The organism is Bradyrhizobium amphicarpaeae, from assembly GCF_002266435.3.
Classification (GTDB): domain Bacteria; phylum Pseudomonadota; class Alphaproteobacteria; order Rhizobiales; family Xanthobacteraceae; genus Bradyrhizobium; species Bradyrhizobium amphicarpaeae.
Genome location: NZ_CP029426.2, coordinates 6,212,959 through 6,232,197, shown reverse-complemented (window position 1 = coordinate 6,232,197; position 19,239 = coordinate 6,212,959). Strand labels below are relative to the sequence as shown.

The window sequence follows — 19,239 nt, the reverse complement described above, 5'->3', positions numbered from 1 at the left end:
ACGGGGCAACTACCTTTATGTCAGCACCAAATGCGCGATCCGCCTGCGTGGCCATAATGCTCGCGGTTGCGGCGCCGATTCTTGCGGCCTGTGATGAATCAAACTCTGCGATCGTCCAGGCGCAACCGACCGAACCCGACGTCAGCGTCGTGACCGTCAGGCCGCAGCCACGCTCCATCGTGCGGGAACTGCCTGGACGTATCGCGCCGACGCGCGTCTCCGACGTTCGGCCGCGTATTTCGGGCATCGTGGTCGAGCGCCTGTTCCACCAGGGCAGCGAAGTGAAGGCGGGCGATCCGCTTTACCGCATCGATCCGCGTCCGTTCGAGGTCGAAGTGTCGGCCAACCAGGCCGCGCTTGCCAAAGCGGAGGCTGCGCTGATGCAGGCCAAGCAGCAGGCGCACCGCATCGCCACGCTCACCAGCCAGCGCGCCGCGCCCGAGGCGGAGAACGAGAAGGCGATCGCGGCCGAGCTCCAGGCTCGCGCCGAGGTCGAGGGCCGCAAGGCCGACCTCGCGCGTGCCAAGCTCAATCTCGACTACGCCACCGTGCGGGCGCCGATCGACGGCGTCGTCGGCGCTGCGTTGGTGAGTGAGGGCGCTCTCGCCGTGCAGAACGAGACCAATCTCGCGACCATTCAGCAGCTCGATCCGATCTATGCCGACTTCACCCAATCGGTGAACGAGCTCAATCAGCTCCGCCGCGCCTTCGCGAGCGGCGACCTCGATCGCATTGCGCCCGACGCCGCCAAGGTGCGTCTCGTGCTCGACGACAACACGATCTACCCGCTGAACGGCAAGCTCCTGTTCTCCGACGCGAAGGTCGACGCCAATACCGGGCAAGTGACGCTGCGCGGTGAATTTCCCAATTTGAACCGCGAATTGCTGCCGGGCATGTATGTTCGGGTCCGCATCGAGCAGGGCATCGACAGCGACGCGATCGCGGTGCCGCAGCAGGCGGTTCAGCGCAATGGCGGCGGCGGCAGCGAAGTCTTCGTCGTGAAGGACGACCACCGCGTCGCGGTGCAGCCCGTGCGCACCGGCTCGGTGCAGGACGGCGTCTGGTTCATCACCGAAGGCCTGAAGTCCGGTGACAAGGTCGTCGTGGAAGGCTTCCAGAGGTTCGCGGCAGGCGACAAGGTCAAGCCGCAATCCTGGGCCGAGGCCGAAGCCATCGTGGAAAGTCAACGCGCGCAGATGATGCAGTAGAGCATCATGGCGAGTTTCTTCATCGACAGGCCGATCTTCGCCTGGGTGGTCGCGCTGTTCATATGTCTGATCGGCGCGATCGCGGTGCCGCTGCTGCCGATCGCGCAATATCCGATCATCGCGCCGCCCTCGATCTCGATCTCGACCAGCTATCCCGGCGCTTCGCCCGAAAACCTCTACAACAGCGTCACGCGGCTGATCGAGGAGGAGCTCAACGGCGCCTCCGGCATCCTCAATTTCGAATCGACCAGCGACTCGCTCGGTCAGGTCGAGATCATCGCGAATTTCCAGCCGGGCACCAATACCAACGACGCCTCGGTCGAGGTCCAGAACCGCATCAAGCGCGTCGAGGCGCGCCTGCCGCGCGCGGTGATGCAGCAGGGCATCCTGGTCGAGGAAGCCTCCAGCGCGGTGCTGCAGATCATCACGCTCAGTTCGACCGACGGCAGCCTCGATGAGGTCGGCCTCGGCGACTTCATGATCCGCAACGTGCTCGGCGAAGTCCGCCGTATTCCCGGCGTCGGCCGCGCCACGCTCTATTCGACCGAGCGATCGCTTCGCGTCTGGGTCGATCCCGCCAAGCTGGTGGGCTACGGGCTCACCGCCGACGACGTCAACAAGGCCATCGCCGCGCAGAACGCGCAGGTCGCCTCGGGCAGCATCGGTGCCGAGCCGTCGACGTCGAACCAGCGCACCTCCGCGCTGGTGCTGGTCAAGGGCCAGCTGTCCTCGCCGGACGAGTTCGGCGCCATCATCCTGCGCGCCAATGCCGACGGTTCGACCGTGCGGCTGCGCGACGTCGCACGCATCGAGGTCGGTGGTCTCAGCTACCAGTTCAACACGCGCCTGAACGGCAAGCCGACCGCCGGCCTGTCGGTGCTGATGTCGCCGACCGGCAACGCGCTGGCGACCGCGAGCGCGGTCGAAGAGAAGATGAAGGAGCTGTCGCGCTTCTTCCCGGCCAACATCACCTACGAGATTCCCTACAACATCACGCCGGTGGTCGAGGCCTCGATCGAGAAGGTGCTGTCGACCCTGGTCGAGGCCGTGGTGCTGGTGTTCGTGGTGATGTTCCTGTTCCTGCAGAACATCCGCTACACCATCATCCCGACCATCGTGGTGCCGGTGGCGCTGCTGGGCGCCTGCACGGTGCTGCTGCTCGCCGGCTACTCCATCAACATGCTCAGCATGTTCGGCATGGTGCTCGCGGTCGGCATCCTCGTCGACGACGCCATCGTGGTGGTCGAGAACGTCGAACGCATCATGGCGGAGGAGGGGCTGCCGCCGAAGGAGGCGACGCGCAAGGCGATGTCGCAGATATCGGGCGCCATCATCGGCATCACGCTGGTGCTGATGGCGGTGTTCGTGCCGATGGCGTTCTTCCCGGGATCGGTCGGCATCATCTACCGGCAGTTCTCCGTGACCATGGTCGCGGCGATCGGCTTCTCCGCCTTCCTGGCGTTGTCGCTGACGCCGGCCCTGTGCGCGACCCTGCTCAAGCCCGTCGCGGCCGGCCACGGTCATGCGAAGCGGGGCGTGTTCGGCTGGTTCAACCGCATGCTGGACGGCGGCAGGGACGGCTATTCACGCACCGTCGGCTTCTCGCTGAAGCGCACCGGCCGCCTGATGCTGGTCTACGTCGCGCTGCTCGTCGGTCTGTCCTGGGCCTTCGTCAATTTGCCCGGCGGCTTCCTGCCGATCGACGACCAGGGTTTCGTCACCACCGACGTGCAGACGCCGTCGGATTCGTCCTACTCCCGGACCGAATCCGTGATCGAGAAGGTCGAGAAATATCTCGCCGAGCGTCCGGGCGTGAAGGATGTCACCTTCCTCACCGGCTTCAGCTTTTCCGGCCAGGGCATGAACACCGCGCAGGCCTTCATCACGCTGAAGGATTGGTCGGAGCGCGGACCGAAGGATTCCGCTGCGGCCATCGTCAACGACATCAACCGCGATCTGGGGGCCTCGATCCGCGACGCGAAGATCGCCGCGCTGCAGCCGCCGCCGATCGACAATCTCGGCAACTCCTCGGGTTTCTCGTTCCGCCTCCAGGATCGCGGCCAGAAGGGCTATCAGCAATTGATGCGCGCCGCCGACCAGCTGATCGCGGAGGCCAATGCGAGCCCGGTGCTGCAGAAGGTCTATGTCGAGGGCTTGCCCGAAGCGGGCGTGGTCAATCTGGTGATCGACCGCGAGAAGGCCGGCGCCTTCGGCGTCACCTTCGAGGACATCAACAACACGATCTCGACCAATCTCGGCTCGAACTACATCAACGACTTCCCGAACCGCGGCCGCATGCAGCGCGTCGTGGTGCAGGCCGACGCCCGCGACCGCATGCGGACCGAGGACATCCTCAACTACAACGTCAAGAACAGCCGCGGCCAGCTCGTGCCGTTCTCGTCTTTCGCCACGGTCGAATGGGCCCGCGGTCCGACTCAGATCGCCGGCTTCAACTATTATCCGGCGGTGCGCATCTCCGGCGAAGCCAGGCCCGGCTTCACCTCGGGCGATGCGATCGCCGAGATGGAGCGGCTTGCGGGAAAACTGCCGCGCGGCTTCGGCTATGAATGGACCGGGCAGTCGCTGCAGGAAAAGCTATCGGGCTCGCAGGCGCCGTTCCTGCTGGCGCTGTCGGTGTTCGTGGTGTTCCTGTGCCTGGCCGCGCTCTACGAGAGCTGGACCATTCCGCTCGCGGTGCTGCTCACCGTGCCGCTCGGCATCGTCGGCGCCGTGATCGCGGCGATGCTGCGCGGCCTGCCCAACGACGTCTATTTCACCGTGGGCCTGATCACCATCATCGGCCTTGCGGCCAAGGACGCGATCCTGATCATCGAGTTCGCCAAGGATCTGCGGAAAGAGGGCAAGCCCTTGGTGGACGCCACCATCGAGGCCTGCCGCCTGCGCTTCCGCCCGATCCTGATGACCGGCCTCGCCTTCATCTGCGGCGTGCTTCCGATGGCCATCGCCCACGGCGCCGGCGGCGCCAGCCAGCAGGCGCTCGGCTCCATCGTGATGGGCGGCATGATCGCCGTGGTGATCCTGGCGCTCTTGATGGTGCCGGTGTTCTTCGTCTCGGTGCAGCGCGTGCTGGGTGGGGATCGGGAGCCGAAGATGCATCAGTTGGCCGAGCCTGCGTCGTATGCGGCCGCGGCTCCCACCCACGAGGGCGGTTAAGCCACCATTCTGCAGCGCTAGTGGGTTCCCCCGTCGTCTTGCCGGGGCGAAGACCGATGGCGGCTCTCGACTCCAATTCAATTTGCCCTTCAGATCATTGCGGCGCGGATCAATCTCTGGTTGCGTCATCTCAATTAATAGTTTATGATTATATGATTGACATCTTATAATTGTGGTTCGCAACGCCACAGAATAATCAATGAGGAAACTCCCATGGCGAATCTTTCAATCACTGTTCCACACGCGGAGATCGCAGCTGATACAGCGGCGGTTGGGGCCACGAATTTCTGTAGCCTTTGGCCGGCAGCGCGCCCCGCGCTCGTGGCACTCGCCGGTGCTATATCGAGTTCGCTGGTAAAGACGGCGATCAACATCGTGCTTGCGGCTGGCGATGCCTATTGCGGCGGGCCGAAGGTTGGAAAGGATGAAGTCCTGCTTCGGCTTCGCGGCGCCGGCATCTCTTCACTTGACGATCTCGCGAGCCAAATCGTCAACAAGCAACCGCAGACGCCCATGCCCGCGGAGTGGATCACGAACAGTCACATCATCATTGCAATGCCGTAAGTCTCTGTTCCGGAGACGGCGGAACTGGCGCGATCATCCGGCCCGATGCAGCAGACGCTTTTTCGCAGTGAGAAGCAGCGCGCCTCGTTTACAGCGGGCGTGCTGCGCTGGCTTGAGGCCAATCTAGAAAAATTCCGTCCGCCCCGGGAGGAGGAGCCCAGCGTCCACGCGCCCGAAGCGACAAGCTCCGGGGGGCTTCGGAAGGCATTTGGCGAGCTCGGCGCAGCGTTGCGCATAGCGTGCCGAATCCCGGACCTGCGCAAACGCCCTGAGGTTCGCGCGTTGGTTGCCAAATGGATATCGATGGCCGATGAACAAGGCGTTTTCGCAAACGTCGACAGTGCACTCGGGCTGTTCGCGAACCATGTTGCGCTTGCGGTTGCCATGGGGGATCTTCGGCCGCCGGCCTGCTCCGCGTTGCGAGCACGCCTACAGCAGGTATTGTCACGGGGCTATGTCGACCGCATTGAGCACAATGCCTGGCAGAAGCTCGATCTGTGCTACTACTTCGATGCGGCAGGTCTCGAACATTGCCTGCCTCCAAAGCAAGTGCTGCTCCGGGCGAGCTCGCTGGCCACGGGCCCGGAGTTGCCTTACGTCAGAGACATCGATCTCTATGCCGTAACCCACATCCTGTTCGATCTGACCGACTTCGGCGCCGTCGATGCGACACCCTTCCTGGCGGAGTTGAGGCCGGCCATCGAGTCGTACGTCCGGCTCGCGCTTTCGATGTGCATCGCAGAGCAGAACTGGGATCTGACCGCAGAGCTGCTGATGTGTCGCCTGTACCTCGGCTTTGACGAAGAACTCGATCGCTGGGCGATGAATTGCATCTGTGAGGTCCAGCATCCGAGTGGATATCTGCCCCCGTCTACCTCAAAGCGCGGAGCCTCCGATGAAGGCGGGCGGCCCGATTTCCTCGAGGTGTATCACCCCACGGTGGTCAGCCTCTTCCTGTTGGCGGCCGAGGCGCGAAATCCATGATTGTCATCGGGCGAGAGCGGCTGGCCGAGGATCACGGCCGGGAATCCGACCTGGAGCTGGCGATTGATCGTACCGAGGCGTGGCTTCGATCACAGTCGATGGCGAGTTCTTGTCGAGGTGCAGCGCAGGTGCATGCCGCAGCTCTCGCTCGGGTCTGCGGCTGTGTCAGCGAATCCCGCCCCGCGCGGGGCCTGTTCGCGGACATATCGCGGGACATCCGCCCGGGAGATCTCCTCCAGGTCGATCCTCTCACAGCGATCTTGGCGAACGCTCCGGCGACTTCGATGGTACTCGCTGCAAAGGCAACCGCGAAGGCGTCAGGCCATTCCCTGTCGTCCCACAGGCTCATCGAATGGCTGGCCGAGGGACCGCAGGGCGCAAGACAGGCGGTTTGCGCGATTGAGACCGCCAGCGATTGGGGTGCATGCGAGCTTGAGAAAGCGCCTCTTTGCTGCGAACTGCTTCAAGGCGTGGCCTTGGCAGCTGCGCGTTCGTTCAACCTTATCTTCGCACATCGAAGTGCGAGAGCGAGCGTCTATTGCAGCCACGCTTCGCAGCCATTCCGACGGAGCTTCGTGCTTTTCACGGAGCGTAGCCAGGATCCGGATGGCGCCTTCCTGTCGACCCAAGGCGTGGTACCGGCGAGTCGGGAGGATCCCGAACTCGCGTTCATCGTCAGATGCGCAGCGAGCGTTCAGGCGCTGTGGACACTGAAGGAGCTCACGGTGCCGGGGTTCCGGTTGATGCGCCGTATCGGGCTATCGGAATGAGTGCGCCGCCCTCGCTCACTTCCCCCTACTTCCGCAAAATCTTCACCAATTCCCCGTGCACGTACTCATTCCCGCACACCACGTTCCCCGTCACCAGCGCATCCCCCGGCGTCGCGATATCGCTGACCGTTCCGCCGGCTTCGCGCACCATCAGCATACCGGCAGCAATGTCCCACGACTGCAAATTCCGCTCCCAATAACCGTCCAGCCGTCCCGCCGCGACGAAGGCCAGGTCGAGCGAGGCGGCGCCGAAGCGGCGCAGGCCGGCGACGCGGTCCTGGATCGCGGTCATCTCGCGGCGGAATTCCTCGTGGTCGCCGCGGCCGATATGGGGCAGGCCGCAGGCCACCACGCATTCGTTGAGCTGGCGGCGGCCGGCCACCCGCAGGCGCTGGTCGTTGAGGAAGGCGCCCTTGCCGCGCTCGGCGATGTAGAGCTCGTCATTGGCAGGGTTGTAGATCACGCCCGCGATGATGGTGCCCTCGCGAACGAGGCCGATCGAGATCGCGAATTGCGGGATGCCGTGCAGGAAGTTGGTGGTGCCGTCGAGCGGATCGACGATCCAGGTGTGGCTCTTGTCGCTGCCCTCGCGGGTGCCGCCCTCTTCGCCGATGAAGCCGTAGCCGGGCCGCGCCTTGGTGAGGTCCTGGTAGACGATCTCCTCGGCGCGCTTGTCGGCGAGCGAGACGAAATTGGCCGGCCCCTTCAGCGAGACCTGGAGATGCTCGATCTCGCCGAGATCGCGCTTGAGGCTGCGGCCGGCACGGCGCGCGGCCTTGACCATGACATTGATAGTGGCGGAATACAGCATGAGCTCTGGGTCTTGATCGGGGGGAAAGGGCGCGAAAGCGCGCCTGTTTGAGGGATTGGGTGCCCTGCAAGGGCCGTCAGGTCAAGTCATTGCGTCCAGTCATTTGGCCCCGAGCCACTTTTTGGCGGCGGCCTCGGCCTTGGCCCGGTCCTCGGCCGGAAGGTCGGACAGCTGCTTGTCGAGCTCGGGGTCACCCTTGCCGGAGGTTTTGGCCACCAGATGCCATTTGAAGCCCTCGACCTTGTCCACGGGGGCGCCGACGCCGTTGATCAGCACCCAGGCCAGCCGGTTCTGCGCGATCGCGCTGCCCTGGCGCGAGGCCTTGCGCAGCAGGGCGACGGCCGCCGGCTGGTTCTTCGGGGTGCCGGTGCCGTTGAACATGGCGATGGCATATTCGACCTCGGCATCGACATTGTCGGCGAGCGAGGCGGCCTGCAGCAGCCGCACCGCGCGTTCCGGGTCCTTCGGCACGCCGGTGCCTTCCTTGTAGAAGGTTGCGAGCGCGTATTGCGCCTCGGGCAGGCCGGCATCGGCGGCCTGGCGCAGCAGCTCGGCGGAGCGCCTGACGTCCTGCGGCAGGGTCTGGCCGTCCAGATAGAGCAGCGCGAGGTTATAGGCCGCCTTGGGCTCGCCGAGCTTGGCGGCGGACGCCATCAGCTTGACCGCCTCGCTCTTGTCGAGCGAGCCGCCGCGGCCCGAAATGCGCAGCATGGCGAGCGCGAACATCGCCTCGCGGTCGCCGGCGTCGGCCGCGCGCTTATACCATTCGGCGGCCTTGGCGTAGTCGCGCCGGATGCCCATGGCATTGGAATAGAGCTCGCCGAGCATGGTCATCGCCTTGGGGTCGCCCGCTTGTGCGCGGGCGGTGGCGAGGTCGAACGCCGTCTTGTACTGGCCGCGCTGATAGGCGCCGAACACCAGATCGGCGTTGGAATTGTCGGTTGGCGGCGCCGGGATCACGGTGGCGGCCGGCTTGGGCGATGGGGACGGTTTTGGCGAGGCCGAGGGCGAAGGTGAAGGCTTCGGCGCCGGCGCGGCCTCTTTCTTCTTGGTGAGCGCGTGCGGCTTGGGCTTCTGCTTCTCGGGCGCAACGCTCGGGATCGTCGCCGGCGGCGCGATCTGAAGCTGCGCGGTTGCGGGCCTCGTGAGCAGCAGCGTGGCCAGCATGGTGATGCAGGGAAGCTTCATGTCGGGCGCTAGCCGTTCTCCTGTCCTGCAGGATCCCGGTCGGCCGTCGCCGTCGCATGGGCCTGCTTGATCGCGGCGTCCGCTTCGATCAGCGCGGCCTTGGGCCCGCGCGGATCGGACCAGACGAAGTCGCCGACCAGCACGAAATCGGCGCCGCTGAGCGCGAAGTCGTGGGCTTCCTGCAGCGACATGGCAAAGCCGACGCAGGGCGGCTCGAACAGCTCGGCCCACCAGTCGATCCGTTCCGCGATCGCCTGCGCCTGGGGACGCTGGCCCTTCGCATCCGGCTCGCCGAACAGCAAATAATCCGCGCCCAGCTCGCCCGCATCCATGGAATGGTGCCGCGTCGTCAGCCCGCCGACGCCGGCGATGCGATCGGGCTTGAGCGATGGCAGCGCCTCTTTCAGCGCGGCGATGCCGGGCAGGTGCGCACCATCGGCGCCGCCGCGCGCCACCAGCTCGGCATGGCCCTCGACCAGCAGCGCGGCGCCCGCCTTCTGCACCGGCGGCGCGAGCGCCTTGATGCGCGAGATCATGGTGCGCTGGTCGGTCTCCTTCAGCCGCAACAGCACGGCCGCGACATCGGCGGCGCCAAGCAGGCCCGGCAGCTCGGCCAGAAGCGCAGCGGGATCATCGACGACGGGCGTCGCGAGATAGAGGCGCGGCGCGGGGCGCGGCGGAGGCGGTTTGTTCGACAAGATCTAGGCTGCTTTCTGTTCCAGGCTGCTTTGCCATTCGCCTTTGGAGGCGAGGCCGTTCATTCGCGCGCGATGGCTGAAGGCGGTTTGGCCGGCTGCGACATTCTCCGCCTTGCCGGCCCAGGCCTTCTGCGGCGCGGCCTGCAGCGCGCGGCCGTACGAGAAGGTCAGGCCCCAGGGCAACGGGCCGAGCTTGTGCATGGCGTTGAGATGCGCGGTCGCCTCCTCATCCGACTGGCCGCCGGAGAGGAAGGCGATGCCGGGCACCGCCGCCGGCACGCAAGCCTTCAGCAGCCGGATGGTCTTCTCCGCGACTTCCTCGACCGAGGCCTGCTTCGGGCATTTCTTGCCTGAGATCGCCATGTTGGGCTTCAGCACCATGCCTTCGAGCGCGACGCGCTGCACGCGCAATTCCTGGAACGTCTTGTTGAGCACGCGTTGGGTGACCTCATAGCAGCGGTCGATGTCGTGGTCGCCGTCCATCAGCACTTCGGGCTCCACGATCGGCACGATCTGCGCGGCCTGGCACAGCGCGGCGTAGCGGGCCAGCGCATGGGCATTGACGCTGATCGCAGTCATCGAGGGAATCCCACTGCCGATGTCGATCACCCCTCGCCATTTGGCGAAGCGTGCGCCGCGCTCGTAGTACTTCTTCAGCCGCTCGGCGAGCTTGTCCAGTCCGACGGTGACGAGCTCTCCCGGACACATCGGCAGGGCTTGCGTGCCCTCGTCCACCTTGATGCCGGGAATGGCGCCGCTCTGTTCGATCAGCTTGACCAGCGGCGTGCCGTCCGCGGCATTCTGCCAGATCGTCTCGTCATAGAGGATCACGCCGGAGATATACCGGCTCATGGCCTCCCTGGAGCGGAACAACATCTCGCGATAGTCGCGGCGGTTGTCTTCGGTCGAGTCCACGCCGATCGCGTCGAACCGCTTCTTGATGGTGCCGGAGGATTCGTCGGCGGCAAGGATACCCTTGCCCGATGCGACCATGGCGGTCGCGACTTTATTGAGCTCAGTCAGATTCATCGAGAGGTCCTCCCAAAACGACTCTGCCCTTGCCCGTGAAGTTAGACCGTTCTCGGGCAATTGCCGAGTTAACGTTCGTCGCAGGGGGGCGCCGACTTCCACAGCGTCATGGCCGGGCTTGTCCCGGCCATCCACGCCTAGCCCCGGAGCCCCAGAACGTGGATGCCCGGGACAAGCCCGGGCATGACGACTTCTCGTGAACTCAATTGTGAAGGCGTTAACACAGTGGACGGAGGCTTACGCGACCTTCGGATCCAGCTCGCCCTTGGCGTACCGCTTGGCCATGTCGGCGGTGGTCAGCACCTTCTTGATCTTGGCGGCCTGGCCGGCGGTGTTGAATTCCTGCAGCCGCTGCTTGCACAGCTTGGTCATGGCTTCCATCGCCGGCTTCAGATATTTGCGCGGATCGAACTCTTCCGGATTGTCCTTGAGCACCTTGCGGATCTGGCCGGTCATCGCCATGCGGTTGTCGGTGTCGATGTTGATCTTGCGCACGCCGTTCTTGATGCCGCGCTGGATCTCGGCCACCGGCACGCCCCAGGTCGGCTTCATCTTGCCGCCATTGGCGTTGATGATCTCCTGCAAATCCTGCGGCACCGACGACGAGCCGTGCATCACCAGATGCGTGTTCGGCAGCTTGCGGTGGATCTCCTCGATCACGTTCATGGCGAGGATGTTGCCGTCGGGCTTGCGGGTGAACTTGTAGGCGCCGTGCGAGGTGCCCATCGCGATCGCGAGCGCGTCGACCTTGGTCTCCTGCACGAACTTCACGGCTTCGTCCGGATTGGTCAGGAGCTGGTCGTGGCTGAGCTTGCCCTCGGCGCCGTGGCCGTCTTCCTTGTCGCCCATGCCGGTTTCGAGCGAGCCGAGCACGCCGAGCTCGCCTTCCACGGAGATGCCGCCGAGATGAGCCATGTCGGTCACGGTCTTGGTGACGCCGACATTGTAGGTCCAGTCGCCGGGGGTCTTGCCGTCGGCCTTCAGCGAGCCGTCCATCATGACGGAGGTGAAGCCGGCCTGGATCGCGGTCATGCAGGTCGCGGCCTCGTTGCCGTGGTCGAGATGCACGCAGACCGGGATGTGCGGATAGATTTCGGTGACCGCGTCCATCATGTGCTTGAGCATGATGTCGTTGGCGTAGGAGCGCGCGCCGCGCGAGGCCTGGATGATGACGGGCGCGTCGACCTGGTTGGCCGCGTCCATGATCGCCAGCGCCTGCTCCATATTGTTGATGTTGAAGGCCGGTACGCCGTAATCGTTCTCCGCCGCGTGGTCGAGCAATTGACGTAACGTGATCCGAGCCATCTGTCTTGTTCTCCCGTTGGGGCCTCAAAGGCCGCTTGCTTACTTGATGCGCAGAACTTCAACGCCGGGCAGGGGCTTGCCTTCCATCCATTCAAGAAATGCGCCACCGGCGGTCGAAACATAGGTGAAGTCACCGGCCACATGGGCCTGGTTGAGGGCCGCAACGGTGTCGCCGCCGCCCGCGATCGAGATCAGTTTTTTCGCCTTGGTGCGCTCGGCGGCGTGCCTGGCGGCCGCCATCGTGCCGCGGTCGAACGGCTGCATCTCGAAGGCGCCGAGCGGGCCGTTCCAGACCAGGGTCGCCGCATCGTCGATCGCGGCATGGACGCGGGCGATCGATTGCGGGCCGACGTCGAGGATCATGCCGTCGGCCGGGATCGCATCGAGCCCATAGGCGTGCGACGGCGCGTTGGCGGCGAAATGATAGGCGACGGTAGCGTCGACCGGGAGGATGATGGCGCAGTTGGCGGCTTCCGCCTTCTCCATGATGCGCAGCGCGGTCGGGGCGAGATCCTTCTCGGCTAGCGACTTGCCGATTCCGACGCCCTGCGCGTGCAGGAAGGTGTTGGCCATGCCGCCGCCGATCACGAGCGCGTCGACCTTGCTGACGAGGTTTTCGAGCAGGTCGATCTTGGTCGAGACTTTTGCGCCGCCGATGATCGCGATGACGGGCTTGGTCGGCGAGCCCAGCGCCTTCTCCAGCGCATCGAGCTCGGCCTGCATGGTGCGACCGGCATAGGCCGGCAGCTTGTGGCCGAGGCCTTCGGTCGTGGCGTGGGCGCGGTGCGCCGCCGAGAACGCGTCATTGACCCAGATGTCGCCGAGCTTGGCCAATTCCGCGACGAAGGCCGGATCGTTCTTCTCTTCCTCTTTGTGGAAGCGGGTGTTTTCCAGGCAGAGGATGTCGCCGTCCTTCAGCGCCGCGACGGCTTTCGCCGCCGGCTCGCCGATGCAGTCGTCGGCGAAGGCGACGGGCTTCTTCACCACTTTCGCCAGCGCCTCGGCGACCGGCTTGAGCGAGTCCTTGGCATCGCGCCCCTTCGGCCGGCCGAAATGCGCGAGCAGGATGACCTTGCCGCCCTTGTCCGAGATTTCGGAGATGGTCGGCGCGACGCGCTCGAGCCGGGTCGTGTCGCTGACGCGGCCATTGTCCATGGGCACGTTCAGATCGACGCGCAGCAGCACGCGCTTGCCCTTCAATTCGACGTCGTCGAGGGTGCGGAATTTGTTGGTCATGTCTGGCTCTCTTGTCCCGTGCGCTGCGCGAGCCGCGGAGCGATGCGCTGCAGAACCGGGACCCACATCACAGCGAGTCCCGCAGTTGAATGGGTCCCGGCTCTGCGGAGCAGCGCTGCGCGCCGCACCGCGTCCGGGACACGAGACCCTTACTCAGATCACCTTCGCGATCGCGGCGGCGGTGTCCGCCATGCGGTTCGAGAAGCCCCACTCGTTGTCGTACCAGGACATCACGCGCACCAGCGTGCCGTTCTGCACCTTGGTCTGGTCCTCGTGGAAGGTCGAGGAGTGCGGATCATGGTTGAAGTCGATCGAGACGTTCGGCGCACTGGTGTAGCCGAGGATGCCCTTGAGCTGCTGCTCGCTGGCGCGCTTCATCGCCGCGTTGATCTCCTTGGCGTCGGTGGCGCGCTTGGCGACGATCTTGAGATCGATGACCGAGACGTTCGGGGTCGGCACGCGGATCGCGACGCCGTCGAGCTTGCCCTTGAGCTCCGGCAGCACGAGGCCGATCGCCTTCGCGGCACCGGTCGAGGTCGGGATCATCGACATCGCCGCCGCGCGGCCGCGATAGAGATCCTTGTGCATGGTGTCGAGCGTCGGCTGGTCGCCGGTATAGGCGTGGATGGTGGTCATGAAGCCGGTCTCGATGCCGACCAGATCGTTCAGCACCTTGGCAACCGGCGCCAGGCAGTTGGTGGTGCAGGAGCCGTTGGAGATGATCAGGTGATCCTTGGTCAGCGTCTCGTGGTTGACGCCGTAGACGATGGTGGCATCGGCGCCGTCGGCGGGCGCGGAAACGAGAACGCGCTTGGCGCCGGCGGCGAGATGCGCGGACGCCTTGTCCTTCGAGGTGAAGATGCCGGTGCATTCCATCGCGATGTCGACGCCGAGATCCTTCCAGGGCAGCTTCGAGGGGTCGCGCTCGGCGGTCACCTTGATCTTGCCGCCGCCGAGATTGATCGTATCACCGTCGACGGTGACGGTGCCGGGGAAGCGGCCATGGACGCTGTCGAAGCGGAGCAGATGGGCGTTGGTCTCGACCGGGCCGAGGTCGTTGATGCCGACGACCTCGATGTCCTTGCGGCCGGACTCGGCGATAGCCCGCAGGATGTTGCGGCCGATGCGGCCAAAACCGTTAATTCCAACGCGGACTGCCATGTTTCGTCTCCTTCAATGACCGTTGTCATCCCGCACAACGCGCTATACGCGCCTGCGAGGGTTTTTTAGGGGCGGACGCCCGGTTCAGCCGGGCGGGGCTTGATCATATGAGAGATTACCTAGTCCTTTTTTCGGGCAAGCTCAACACTCAGGAAACGCGCTTCAGGACAGCGTTAACCGCGGCCTCGGCGGTAATACCGAAGTGCTGGAAGACCTTGTTCAGCGGGGCGCTGGCACCGAAAGAGTGCATGCCGACAAACTCGCCATCCTGGCCGATCACGGCGTCCCAGCCCCAGCGCACGGCGGCCTCGATCGCGACCTTAACCGGCGCGTTGCCGATGATCGCGTCGCGGCGTTCCTTTGGTTGCGCTAACAACAGTTCGAGGGACGGCACCGAGACGACCCGTGTCGGAACGCCACGCTCGGCCAGCTGCTTCTGGGCGGCGACCGCCATCTCAACCTCGGAACCCGAGGCGAACAGCGTCGCCTTGGCTTCGCCCTGTGCGGCGACCAGTTCGTAAGCGCCAGCTGCGCAGGGATTGTCGTTCGTCGCGGTGGTACGCAGCTGTGGCAGGTTCTGCCGCGTCAGCGCCAGCACGGTCGGGCCGTCGGTACGGTTGAGCGCGAGCTCCCAGCACTCGGCCACCTCCATCGCATCGCAGGGACGAAACACGCGCATGTTCGGAATGGCGCGAAGTGCGGAGAGATGCTCGACCGGCTGATGGGTCGGGCCGTCCTCGCCGAGGCCGATGGAGTCGTGCGTCATCACGTAGACGACGCCGGTGCCCATCAGCGCCGCAAGGCGCATCGCCGGACGCGCATAGTCGGTGAAGACCAGGAAGGTCGCCCCGTTCGGCGCGAAACCGCCATGCAGGAAGATGCCGTTCATCGCCGCGCACATGCCGTGCTCGCGGATGCCGTAATGGATGAAGCGGCCCTTCGGGGTCTTGGCCGAGAAGGCGGTCGCCGATTTCGCCTTGTTGTTGTTGGAGCCGGTGAGGTCGGCCGAGCCCGCCAGGAATTCCATCGGCATCGCGCCGGCGATGACTTCGATCACCGCTTCGGAGGATTTGCGAGTGGCCGCATTCATCGGCTTTTCGAGCAGCTCCTTCTTGTAGCTCTTGAACGCCTTGGCGAGCGCGGCCGGCCGCTCGTGGCGCAGGCGGCGCTCGAACTCGGCGCGCTTGCGGCTGCCGAGCTCACCGAGCCGCGTTTCCCATTCCTGCCGCGCGGAAGCGCCGCGGCTGCCGGCCGCACGCCAGGCCTTCAGCACGTCGTCGGGCACCGAGAACGGCTCGAGCGAAATGCCGAGATTTTCCTTGGCGGCCTTGAGCTCATCGGCGCCGAGCGCCTCGCCGTGCACCTTCGAGGTGCCTTGCTTGTGCGGCGCGCCGAAGCCGATCGTGGTGCGACAGGCGATCAGCGTCGGCTTGCTGGATTTCTGCGCGCGGGTGATGGCGGCGGCAATGGCCGCCTGGTCGTGGCCGTCGATCTTCTCGGCGGCCCAGCCGCACGCCTTGAAGCGCTTCACCTGGTCGACGGAGTCGGCGATCGAGGTTGGACCGTCGATCGAGATGCCGTTGTCGTCATAGAGCACGATCAGCTTGTTGAGCTTCCAGTGCCCCGCCATCGCGATCGCTTCCTGCGAGATGCCCTCCATCAGGTCGCCGTCCGAGGCCAGCACGTAGGTGTGATGGTCGACGATCTTCTTGCCGAACTCGGCGGCGAGCATCTTCTCGGCGAGCGCCATGCCGACCGCGGTCGAGATGCCCTGGCCGAGCGGACCGGTGGTGGTCTCGATGCCTTTAGTGTGCCCGTGTTCGGGATGGCCCGGGGTCAGCGACCCCAGCTGCCGGAAATTCTTGAGCTGGTCGATCGTCATCTCGGGGCTGCCGAGGAGATGGAGCAGCGAATAGAGCAGCATCGAGCCGTGGCCGGCCGAGAGCACGAAGCGGTCGCGGTCCGGCCATTCGGTCGCAGCGATATCGAATTTCAGGAACTGCGTGAACAGGACCGTGGCGATGTCGGCCGCACCCATCGGCAGGCCGGGATGGCCCGATTTTGCCTTCTCGACAGCGTCCATCGAAAGGCCGCGGATCGCGTTGGCCATGCGGTTGTGGTCGACCTGCGTCATGTCTGAAATCCGTCTGAAATGAGGCGCTTGGAGGCGACGAACGCCTGCGCCGGAGGAGCCTGGCGGCCGCGAAGATCGGGGCTGGGATAGCATCTCGGTTCCGGGAGTCCAAGGCAGTCAAACGCCGATTCGGCCGCAAAAGTTGCCTCTGTGGAGATCGTTTCCCCACAGACTGCGCGCAGCGGAACTGATGCCCGGGACACCCCCATCCCGATTGATCGGTGCATAGTTTCGCGGCGGCGTTGCGCTGGGCTAGCTTGCTTTGTAAATTTCTGCTTCTAACCACTTGCCGAACCGAGTCTTTTGCCGGCCGGCGAGCTCCAGGAAAAGGCCACTGGGCAAAGGCCTCCAGGTTTCACCGCTGACTGCATGAACGATCGCGTCTCCAACAGTGCTGCCATGACGGAGTCTTCTGCGGTCGAGATCGAGATCGCGACCCGCAGGTTGACGGCGGCTCTCGACGCGCTCGAAAGCGCGGTGGAGCGGCGGCGCGACGCCGATCGCGACGAGAACGAACTCGCGGCACGAATCCAGGCGCTGGGCGCGGATCGCTCGCGGCTTGCCGACGAGCTCGATGGCGCGCTGGTGAAGGCGCGCAAGCTCGAGCGCAGCAACCGCGAGATTTCCGATCGGCTGGATTCCGCGATCGTCACGATACGCTCGGTGCTCGATACCGGAGAGGACGGATGAGCCACATCAACGTCACCATCAATGGCCGGCAATACCGCATGGCCTGCGAGGAGGGCCAGGAGGTGCGGCTGCTCAAGCTCGCCGAGAGCCTGGAGACCCGCATCCAGTCGTTGCGCGGAAAATTCGGCGAGATCGGCGATGCGCGCCTCACCGTGATGGCGGCGTTGACCGTCTGCGACGAGCTGGTCGATACCGGCAACCGTCTCCGCACCATGGAGCAGGAGCTGACCGAGCTCAGGGACTTCCGCAACGCCGCCGTCGAGCGCGCCCGGATGACGCAGACCGCCGTGGTCAACGCGCTGAACGCGGCCGCCGAACGCATCGAGAAGTCGACCCAGGTGCTGAACCGGACCGTCGGAAACGGCATCGCGATCGGCTGAAATCAATTGTTGGGCTCAATGGAGCCGCGGGCCTTACCCTCCCCTTGAGGGGGAGGGTCGATCGCGCGCAGCGCGAGCGGGGTGGGGTGATCTCTCCACTCGGGCACTGTTGGATGTGGAGAGACCGTCACCCCACCCCGTCTCACATTCCGCTGCGCTCCACGTGAGCCGACCCTCCCCCTCCAGGGGAGGGTAGGAAAGCGCGCTGCGAAAGCGCTGCGTCGCACTGGCGATTCGTCAGTATCGTTGTTACATTGCCCGAGCGAGGCTGCGACGCGCGTCAGGAGCCATATATCCCCGGGGCCTTATCGATCCTTTAGGGAACTGTCCCTGGCCGGGCCCGTGGGCCCGGACATATGGTGCCCACCTACTTTCGTAGGGAACTCCGGGATCGAGTGCTTCAACGGCGTACGCGGCTTCGCACTTTTGTTTGCTTGGTTTGTGCCTGTCGAATTTGCGCGTCAGACTGCGGTTCGGGTGATGACCTTGGGGGCCCAGCGCATGACCAACACCAAAGCCGAACTCCGTGCCAAAGCCCTCGCCGCGCGTGACGCGCTGAGCGAGAAGAAGCGCAGCGCCGCCGCCGCAAAGCTCGCCAAACGGGGTCTGCCGTTCGATCTGCTGCCCGGCAGCATCGTCTCCGGCTATTCGCCGATCCGCAGCGAGATCGATCCGATGCCGCTGCTCAAGAGGCTCGCGGAGCAGGGTGCAAAGCTGGCGCTGCCTTGCGTCACCGCCCGCGGCCAGTCGCTGGTCTTCCGCGTCTTCCATCCGACCGATCGCCTGATGCTCGGCCCGCTCGGCATTCCCGAGCCGTCGCCGGCCGCCGAAGAAGTCATTCCCGACATCATGCTGACGCCGCTCGCGGCCTTCGATCGTCTCGGCCATCGCATCGGCTATGGTGCGGGGCATTACGATTTCACCTTCGCGCATCTGCGCAAGACCAAGAACATCGTCGGCATCGGGCTGGCTTTTGCGGCGCAGGAGATCAAGGCGGTTCCGGCACTATCGCACGACGTGGCGCTCGATTATGTGCTAACGGAATCGGACGTGTTCGATTTCCGGAGTTCTGAAGTTGCGCATTCTCTTCGTGGGTGATGTCGTCGGCCGAGCCGGGCGCGACGCTATCGCAGAATATCTTCCAGGAATGGTCAAGGACTGGTCGCTCGATCTCGTCGTCGTCAACGGCGAGAATTCGGCCGGCGGTTTTGGCATCACCGAAGCGATCTACAACGAGTTCGTCGAGGCCGGCGCCGACGCGGTGACGCTCGGCAACCACTCCTGGGACCAGCGCGAGGCGCTGGTGTTCATCGAGCGTGCCGATCGCCTGGTGCGTCCGGCGAACTATCCGCGCGGCACGCCCGGCCGCGGCGCCGCCCTGGTCGAGACCAAGAACGGCAAGCACGCGCTCGTCGTCAACGCACTCGGCCGCGTCTTCATGACCCCGTTCGACGATCCCTTTGCCGCGCTGGAGCGCGAGCTCGGGGCCTGTCCGCTCGGCGTCGCCGCCGACGCCATCGTCGTCGATTTCCATTGCGAGGCGAGCAGCGAGAAGCAGGGCATCGGCTTCTTCTGCGACGGCCGCGCCAGCCTCGTCGTCGGCACCCACACACATGTGCCGACCGCCGATCACCAGATCCTGTCAGGCGGCACCGCCTACATGACCGATGCCGGCATGACCGGCGATTACGACTCCATCATCGGCATGCAGAAGGAAGAACCGCTGCGGAGATTCACGTCGGGGATTCCGTCGGGGCGGTTTGAGCCCGCGGCGGGCGCGGCGACGCTCAGCGGTGTGGCGGTGGAGACGGATGACGCAACGGGCCTCGCGCTGAAGATCGCGCCGGTGCGGATGGGTGGACGACTGGAGCCGGCGACGCCGAAATTCTGGTTGAGCTGATTTTCGC

Annotated in this window: 17 protein-coding genes and 1 other RNA gene; 10 read left to right on the top strand and 8 right to left on the bottom strand. The window is 65.0% G+C overall.

Translation table 11 applies throughout. From position 1 onward, the window contains the following. Positions 1-17 precede the first annotated feature (17 nt). The 5 genes from CIT40_RS29255 (at position 18) to CIT40_RS29235 (ending at position 6,700) form a co-directional block, all read left to right on the top strand. Entirely contained in the window at positions 18-1,208 is a 1,191-nt protein-coding gene (locus CIT40_RS29255; protein WP_094893308.1) for an efflux RND transporter periplasmic adaptor subunit, read from the top strand. Between the two features lie 6 nt (positions 1,209-1,214). Further along, entirely contained in the window at positions 1,215-4,382 is a 3,168-nt protein-coding gene (locus tag CIT40_RS29250) for a multidrug efflux RND transporter permease subunit (protein ID WP_244611870.1), read from the top strand. Positions 4,383-4,595: 213 nt separating this feature from the next. Next, positions 4,596-4,946: a hypothetical protein gene (locus tag CIT40_RS29245; protein ID WP_148667241.1), complete on the top strand. Its 351-nt coding sequence runs from the start codon at positions 4,596-4,598 to the stop codon at positions 4,944-4,946. Between the two features lie 45 nt (positions 4,947-4,991). After that, positions 4,992-5,930: a DUF6895 family protein gene (locus CIT40_RS29240; protein ID WP_094893310.1), complete on the top strand. Its 939-nt coding sequence runs from the start codon at positions 4,992-4,994 to the stop codon at positions 5,928-5,930. Next, a complete protein-coding gene (locus CIT40_RS29235) occupies positions 5,927-6,700 on the top strand; it encodes a hypothetical protein (protein ID WP_094893311.1) in 774 nt (257 codons plus the stop codon). The genes CIT40_RS29240 and CIT40_RS29235 overlap by 4 nt, the downstream gene beginning before the upstream one ends. Before the next feature lie 25 nt (positions 6,701-6,725). Here CIT40_RS29235 and CIT40_RS29230 read toward each other — a convergent pair whose 3' ends face one another. The 8 genes from CIT40_RS29230 to tkt all read right to left on the bottom strand — a co-directional run bounded on the left by CIT40_RS29230 (position 6,726) and on the right by tkt (position 16,262). After that, entirely contained in the window at positions 6,726-7,511 is a 786-nt protein-coding gene (locus CIT40_RS29230; protein WP_094893312.1) for an inositol monophosphatase family protein, read from the bottom strand. Positions 7,512-7,610: 99 nt separating this feature from the next. Next, complete coding sequence (locus CIT40_RS29225; RefSeq protein ID WP_094893313.1) at positions 7,611-8,699, bottom strand: tetratricopeptide repeat protein; 1,089 nt, start codon at positions 8,697-8,699, stop codon at positions 7,611-7,613. An 8-nt stretch (positions 8,700-8,707) separates the two neighbouring features. After that, positions 8,708-9,397 (bottom strand): thiamine phosphate synthase, encoded by a 690-nt coding sequence (locus tag CIT40_RS29220; protein WP_162307729.1) that lies wholly within the window; start codon positions 9,395-9,397, stop codon positions 8,708-8,710. Between the two features lie 3 nt (positions 9,398-9,400). Further along, positions 9,401-10,426, bottom strand: coding sequence for a class I fructose-bisphosphate aldolase (locus CIT40_RS29215; protein ID WP_094893314.1), 1,026 nt, complete (start codon positions 10,424-10,426; stop codon positions 9,401-9,403). Positions 10,427-10,663: 237 nt separating this feature from the next. After that, a complete protein-coding gene (gene fba / locus CIT40_RS29210; RefSeq protein ID WP_094893315.1) occupies positions 10,664-11,731 on the bottom strand; it encodes a class II fructose-bisphosphate aldolase in 1,068 nt (355 codons plus the stop codon). 39 nt (positions 11,732-11,770) lie between these two features. Beyond that, positions 11,771-12,967: a phosphoglycerate kinase gene (locus CIT40_RS29205; protein WP_094893316.1), complete on the bottom strand. Its 1,197-nt coding sequence runs from the start codon at positions 12,965-12,967 to the stop codon at positions 11,771-11,773. Between the two features lie 153 nt (positions 12,968-13,120). Continuing rightward, positions 13,121-14,128 (bottom strand): type I glyceraldehyde-3-phosphate dehydrogenase, encoded by a 1,008-nt coding sequence (gap, locus tag CIT40_RS29200; protein WP_094893317.1) that lies wholly within the window; start codon positions 14,126-14,128, stop codon positions 13,121-13,123. A gap of 148 nt (positions 14,129-14,276) precedes the next feature. Next, positions 14,277-16,262: a transketolase gene (gene tkt, locus CIT40_RS29195; protein WP_094893318.1), complete on the bottom strand. Its 1,986-nt coding sequence runs from the start codon at positions 16,260-16,262 to the stop codon at positions 14,277-14,279. A gap of 369 nt (positions 16,263-16,631) precedes the next feature. Between tkt and CIT40_RS29190 the strand changes: the two genes are divergently transcribed. The 5 genes from CIT40_RS29190 (at position 16,632) to CIT40_RS29170 (ending at position 19,232) form a co-directional block, all read left to right on the top strand. After that, the gene (locus tag CIT40_RS29190; RefSeq protein ID WP_167443381.1) at positions 16,632-16,952 is read left to right on the top strand and encodes a DUF4164 domain-containing protein; all 321 of its coding nucleotides are present in this window, start codon (positions 16,632-16,634) and stop codon (positions 16,950-16,952) included. Next, complete coding sequence (locus CIT40_RS29185; protein WP_094893319.1) at positions 16,949-17,332, top strand: cell division protein ZapA; 384 nt, start codon at positions 16,949-16,951, stop codon at positions 17,330-17,332. The genes CIT40_RS29190 and CIT40_RS29185 overlap by 4 nt, the downstream gene beginning before the upstream one ends. 262 nt (positions 17,333-17,594) lie before the next feature. Beyond that, positions 17,595-17,755: non-coding RNA, 6S RNA (ssrS, locus tag CIT40_RS29180), on the top strand. A gap of 78 nt (positions 17,756-17,833) precedes the next feature. Further along, positions 17,834-18,430: a 5-formyltetrahydrofolate cyclo-ligase gene (locus CIT40_RS29175; RefSeq protein WP_094893541.1), complete on the top strand. Its 597-nt coding sequence runs from the start codon at positions 17,834-17,836 to the stop codon at positions 18,428-18,430. Then, a complete protein-coding gene (locus CIT40_RS29170) occupies positions 18,408-19,232 on the top strand; it encodes a TIGR00282 family metallophosphoesterase (RefSeq protein ID WP_162307728.1) in 825 nt (274 codons plus the stop codon). Before CIT40_RS29175 ends, CIT40_RS29170 begins: the two co-directional genes overlap by 23 nt. The last annotated feature ends 7 nt before the right edge of the window (positions 19,233-19,239 follow it).

Bases quoted from the DNA above. Each gene is read 5' to 3' on its own strand.
- CIT40_RS29255 (WP_094893308.1), top strand. From the start codon at position 18: ATGTCAGCACCAAATGCGCGATCCGCCTGCGTGGCCATAATGCTCGCG.
- CIT40_RS29250 (WP_244611870.1), top strand. From the start codon at position 1,215: ATGGCGAGTTTCTTCATCGACAGGCCGATCTTCGCCTGGGTGGTCGCG.
- CIT40_RS29245 (WP_148667241.1), top strand. From the start codon at position 4,596: ATGGCGAATCTTTCAATCACTGTTCCACACGCGGAGATCGCAGCTGAT.
- CIT40_RS29240 (WP_094893310.1), top strand. From the start codon at position 4,992: ATGCAGCAGACGCTTTTTCGCAGTGAGAAGCAGCGCGCCTCGTTTACA.
- CIT40_RS29235 (WP_094893311.1), top strand. From the start codon at position 5,927: ATGATTGTCATCGGGCGAGAGCGGCTGGCCGAGGATCACGGCCGGGAA.
- CIT40_RS29230 (WP_094893312.1), bottom strand. From the start codon at position 7,511: ATGCTGTATTCCGCCACTATCAATGTCATGGTCAAGGCCGCGCGCCGT.
- CIT40_RS29225 (WP_094893313.1), bottom strand. From the start codon at position 8,699: ATGAAGCTTCCCTGCATCACCATGCTGGCCACGCTGCTGCTCACGAGG.
- CIT40_RS29215 (WP_094893314.1), bottom strand. From the start codon at position 10,426: ATGAATCTGACTGAGCTCAATAAAGTCGCGACCGCCATGGTCGCATCG.
- fba (WP_094893315.1), bottom strand. From the start codon at position 11,731: ATGGCTCGGATCACGTTACGTCAATTGCTCGACCACGCGGCGGAGAAC.
- CIT40_RS29205 (WP_094893316.1), bottom strand. From the start codon at position 12,967: ATGACCAACAAATTCCGCACCCTCGACGACGTCGAATTGAAGGGCAAG.
- gap (WP_094893317.1), bottom strand. From the start codon at position 14,128: ATGGCAGTCCGCGTTGGAATTAACGGTTTTGGCCGCATCGGCCGCAAC.
- tkt (WP_094893318.1), bottom strand. From the start codon at position 16,262: ATGACGCAGGTCGACCACAACCGCATGGCCAACGCGATCCGCGGCCTT.
- CIT40_RS29190 (WP_167443381.1), top strand. From the start codon at position 16,632: ATGAACGATCGCGTCTCCAACAGTGCTGCCATGACGGAGTCTTCTGCG.
- CIT40_RS29185 (WP_094893319.1), top strand. From the start codon at position 16,949: ATGAGCCACATCAACGTCACCATCAATGGCCGGCAATACCGCATGGCC.
- CIT40_RS29175 (WP_094893541.1), top strand. From the start codon at position 17,834: ATGACCAACACCAAAGCCGAACTCCGTGCCAAAGCCCTCGCCGCGCGT.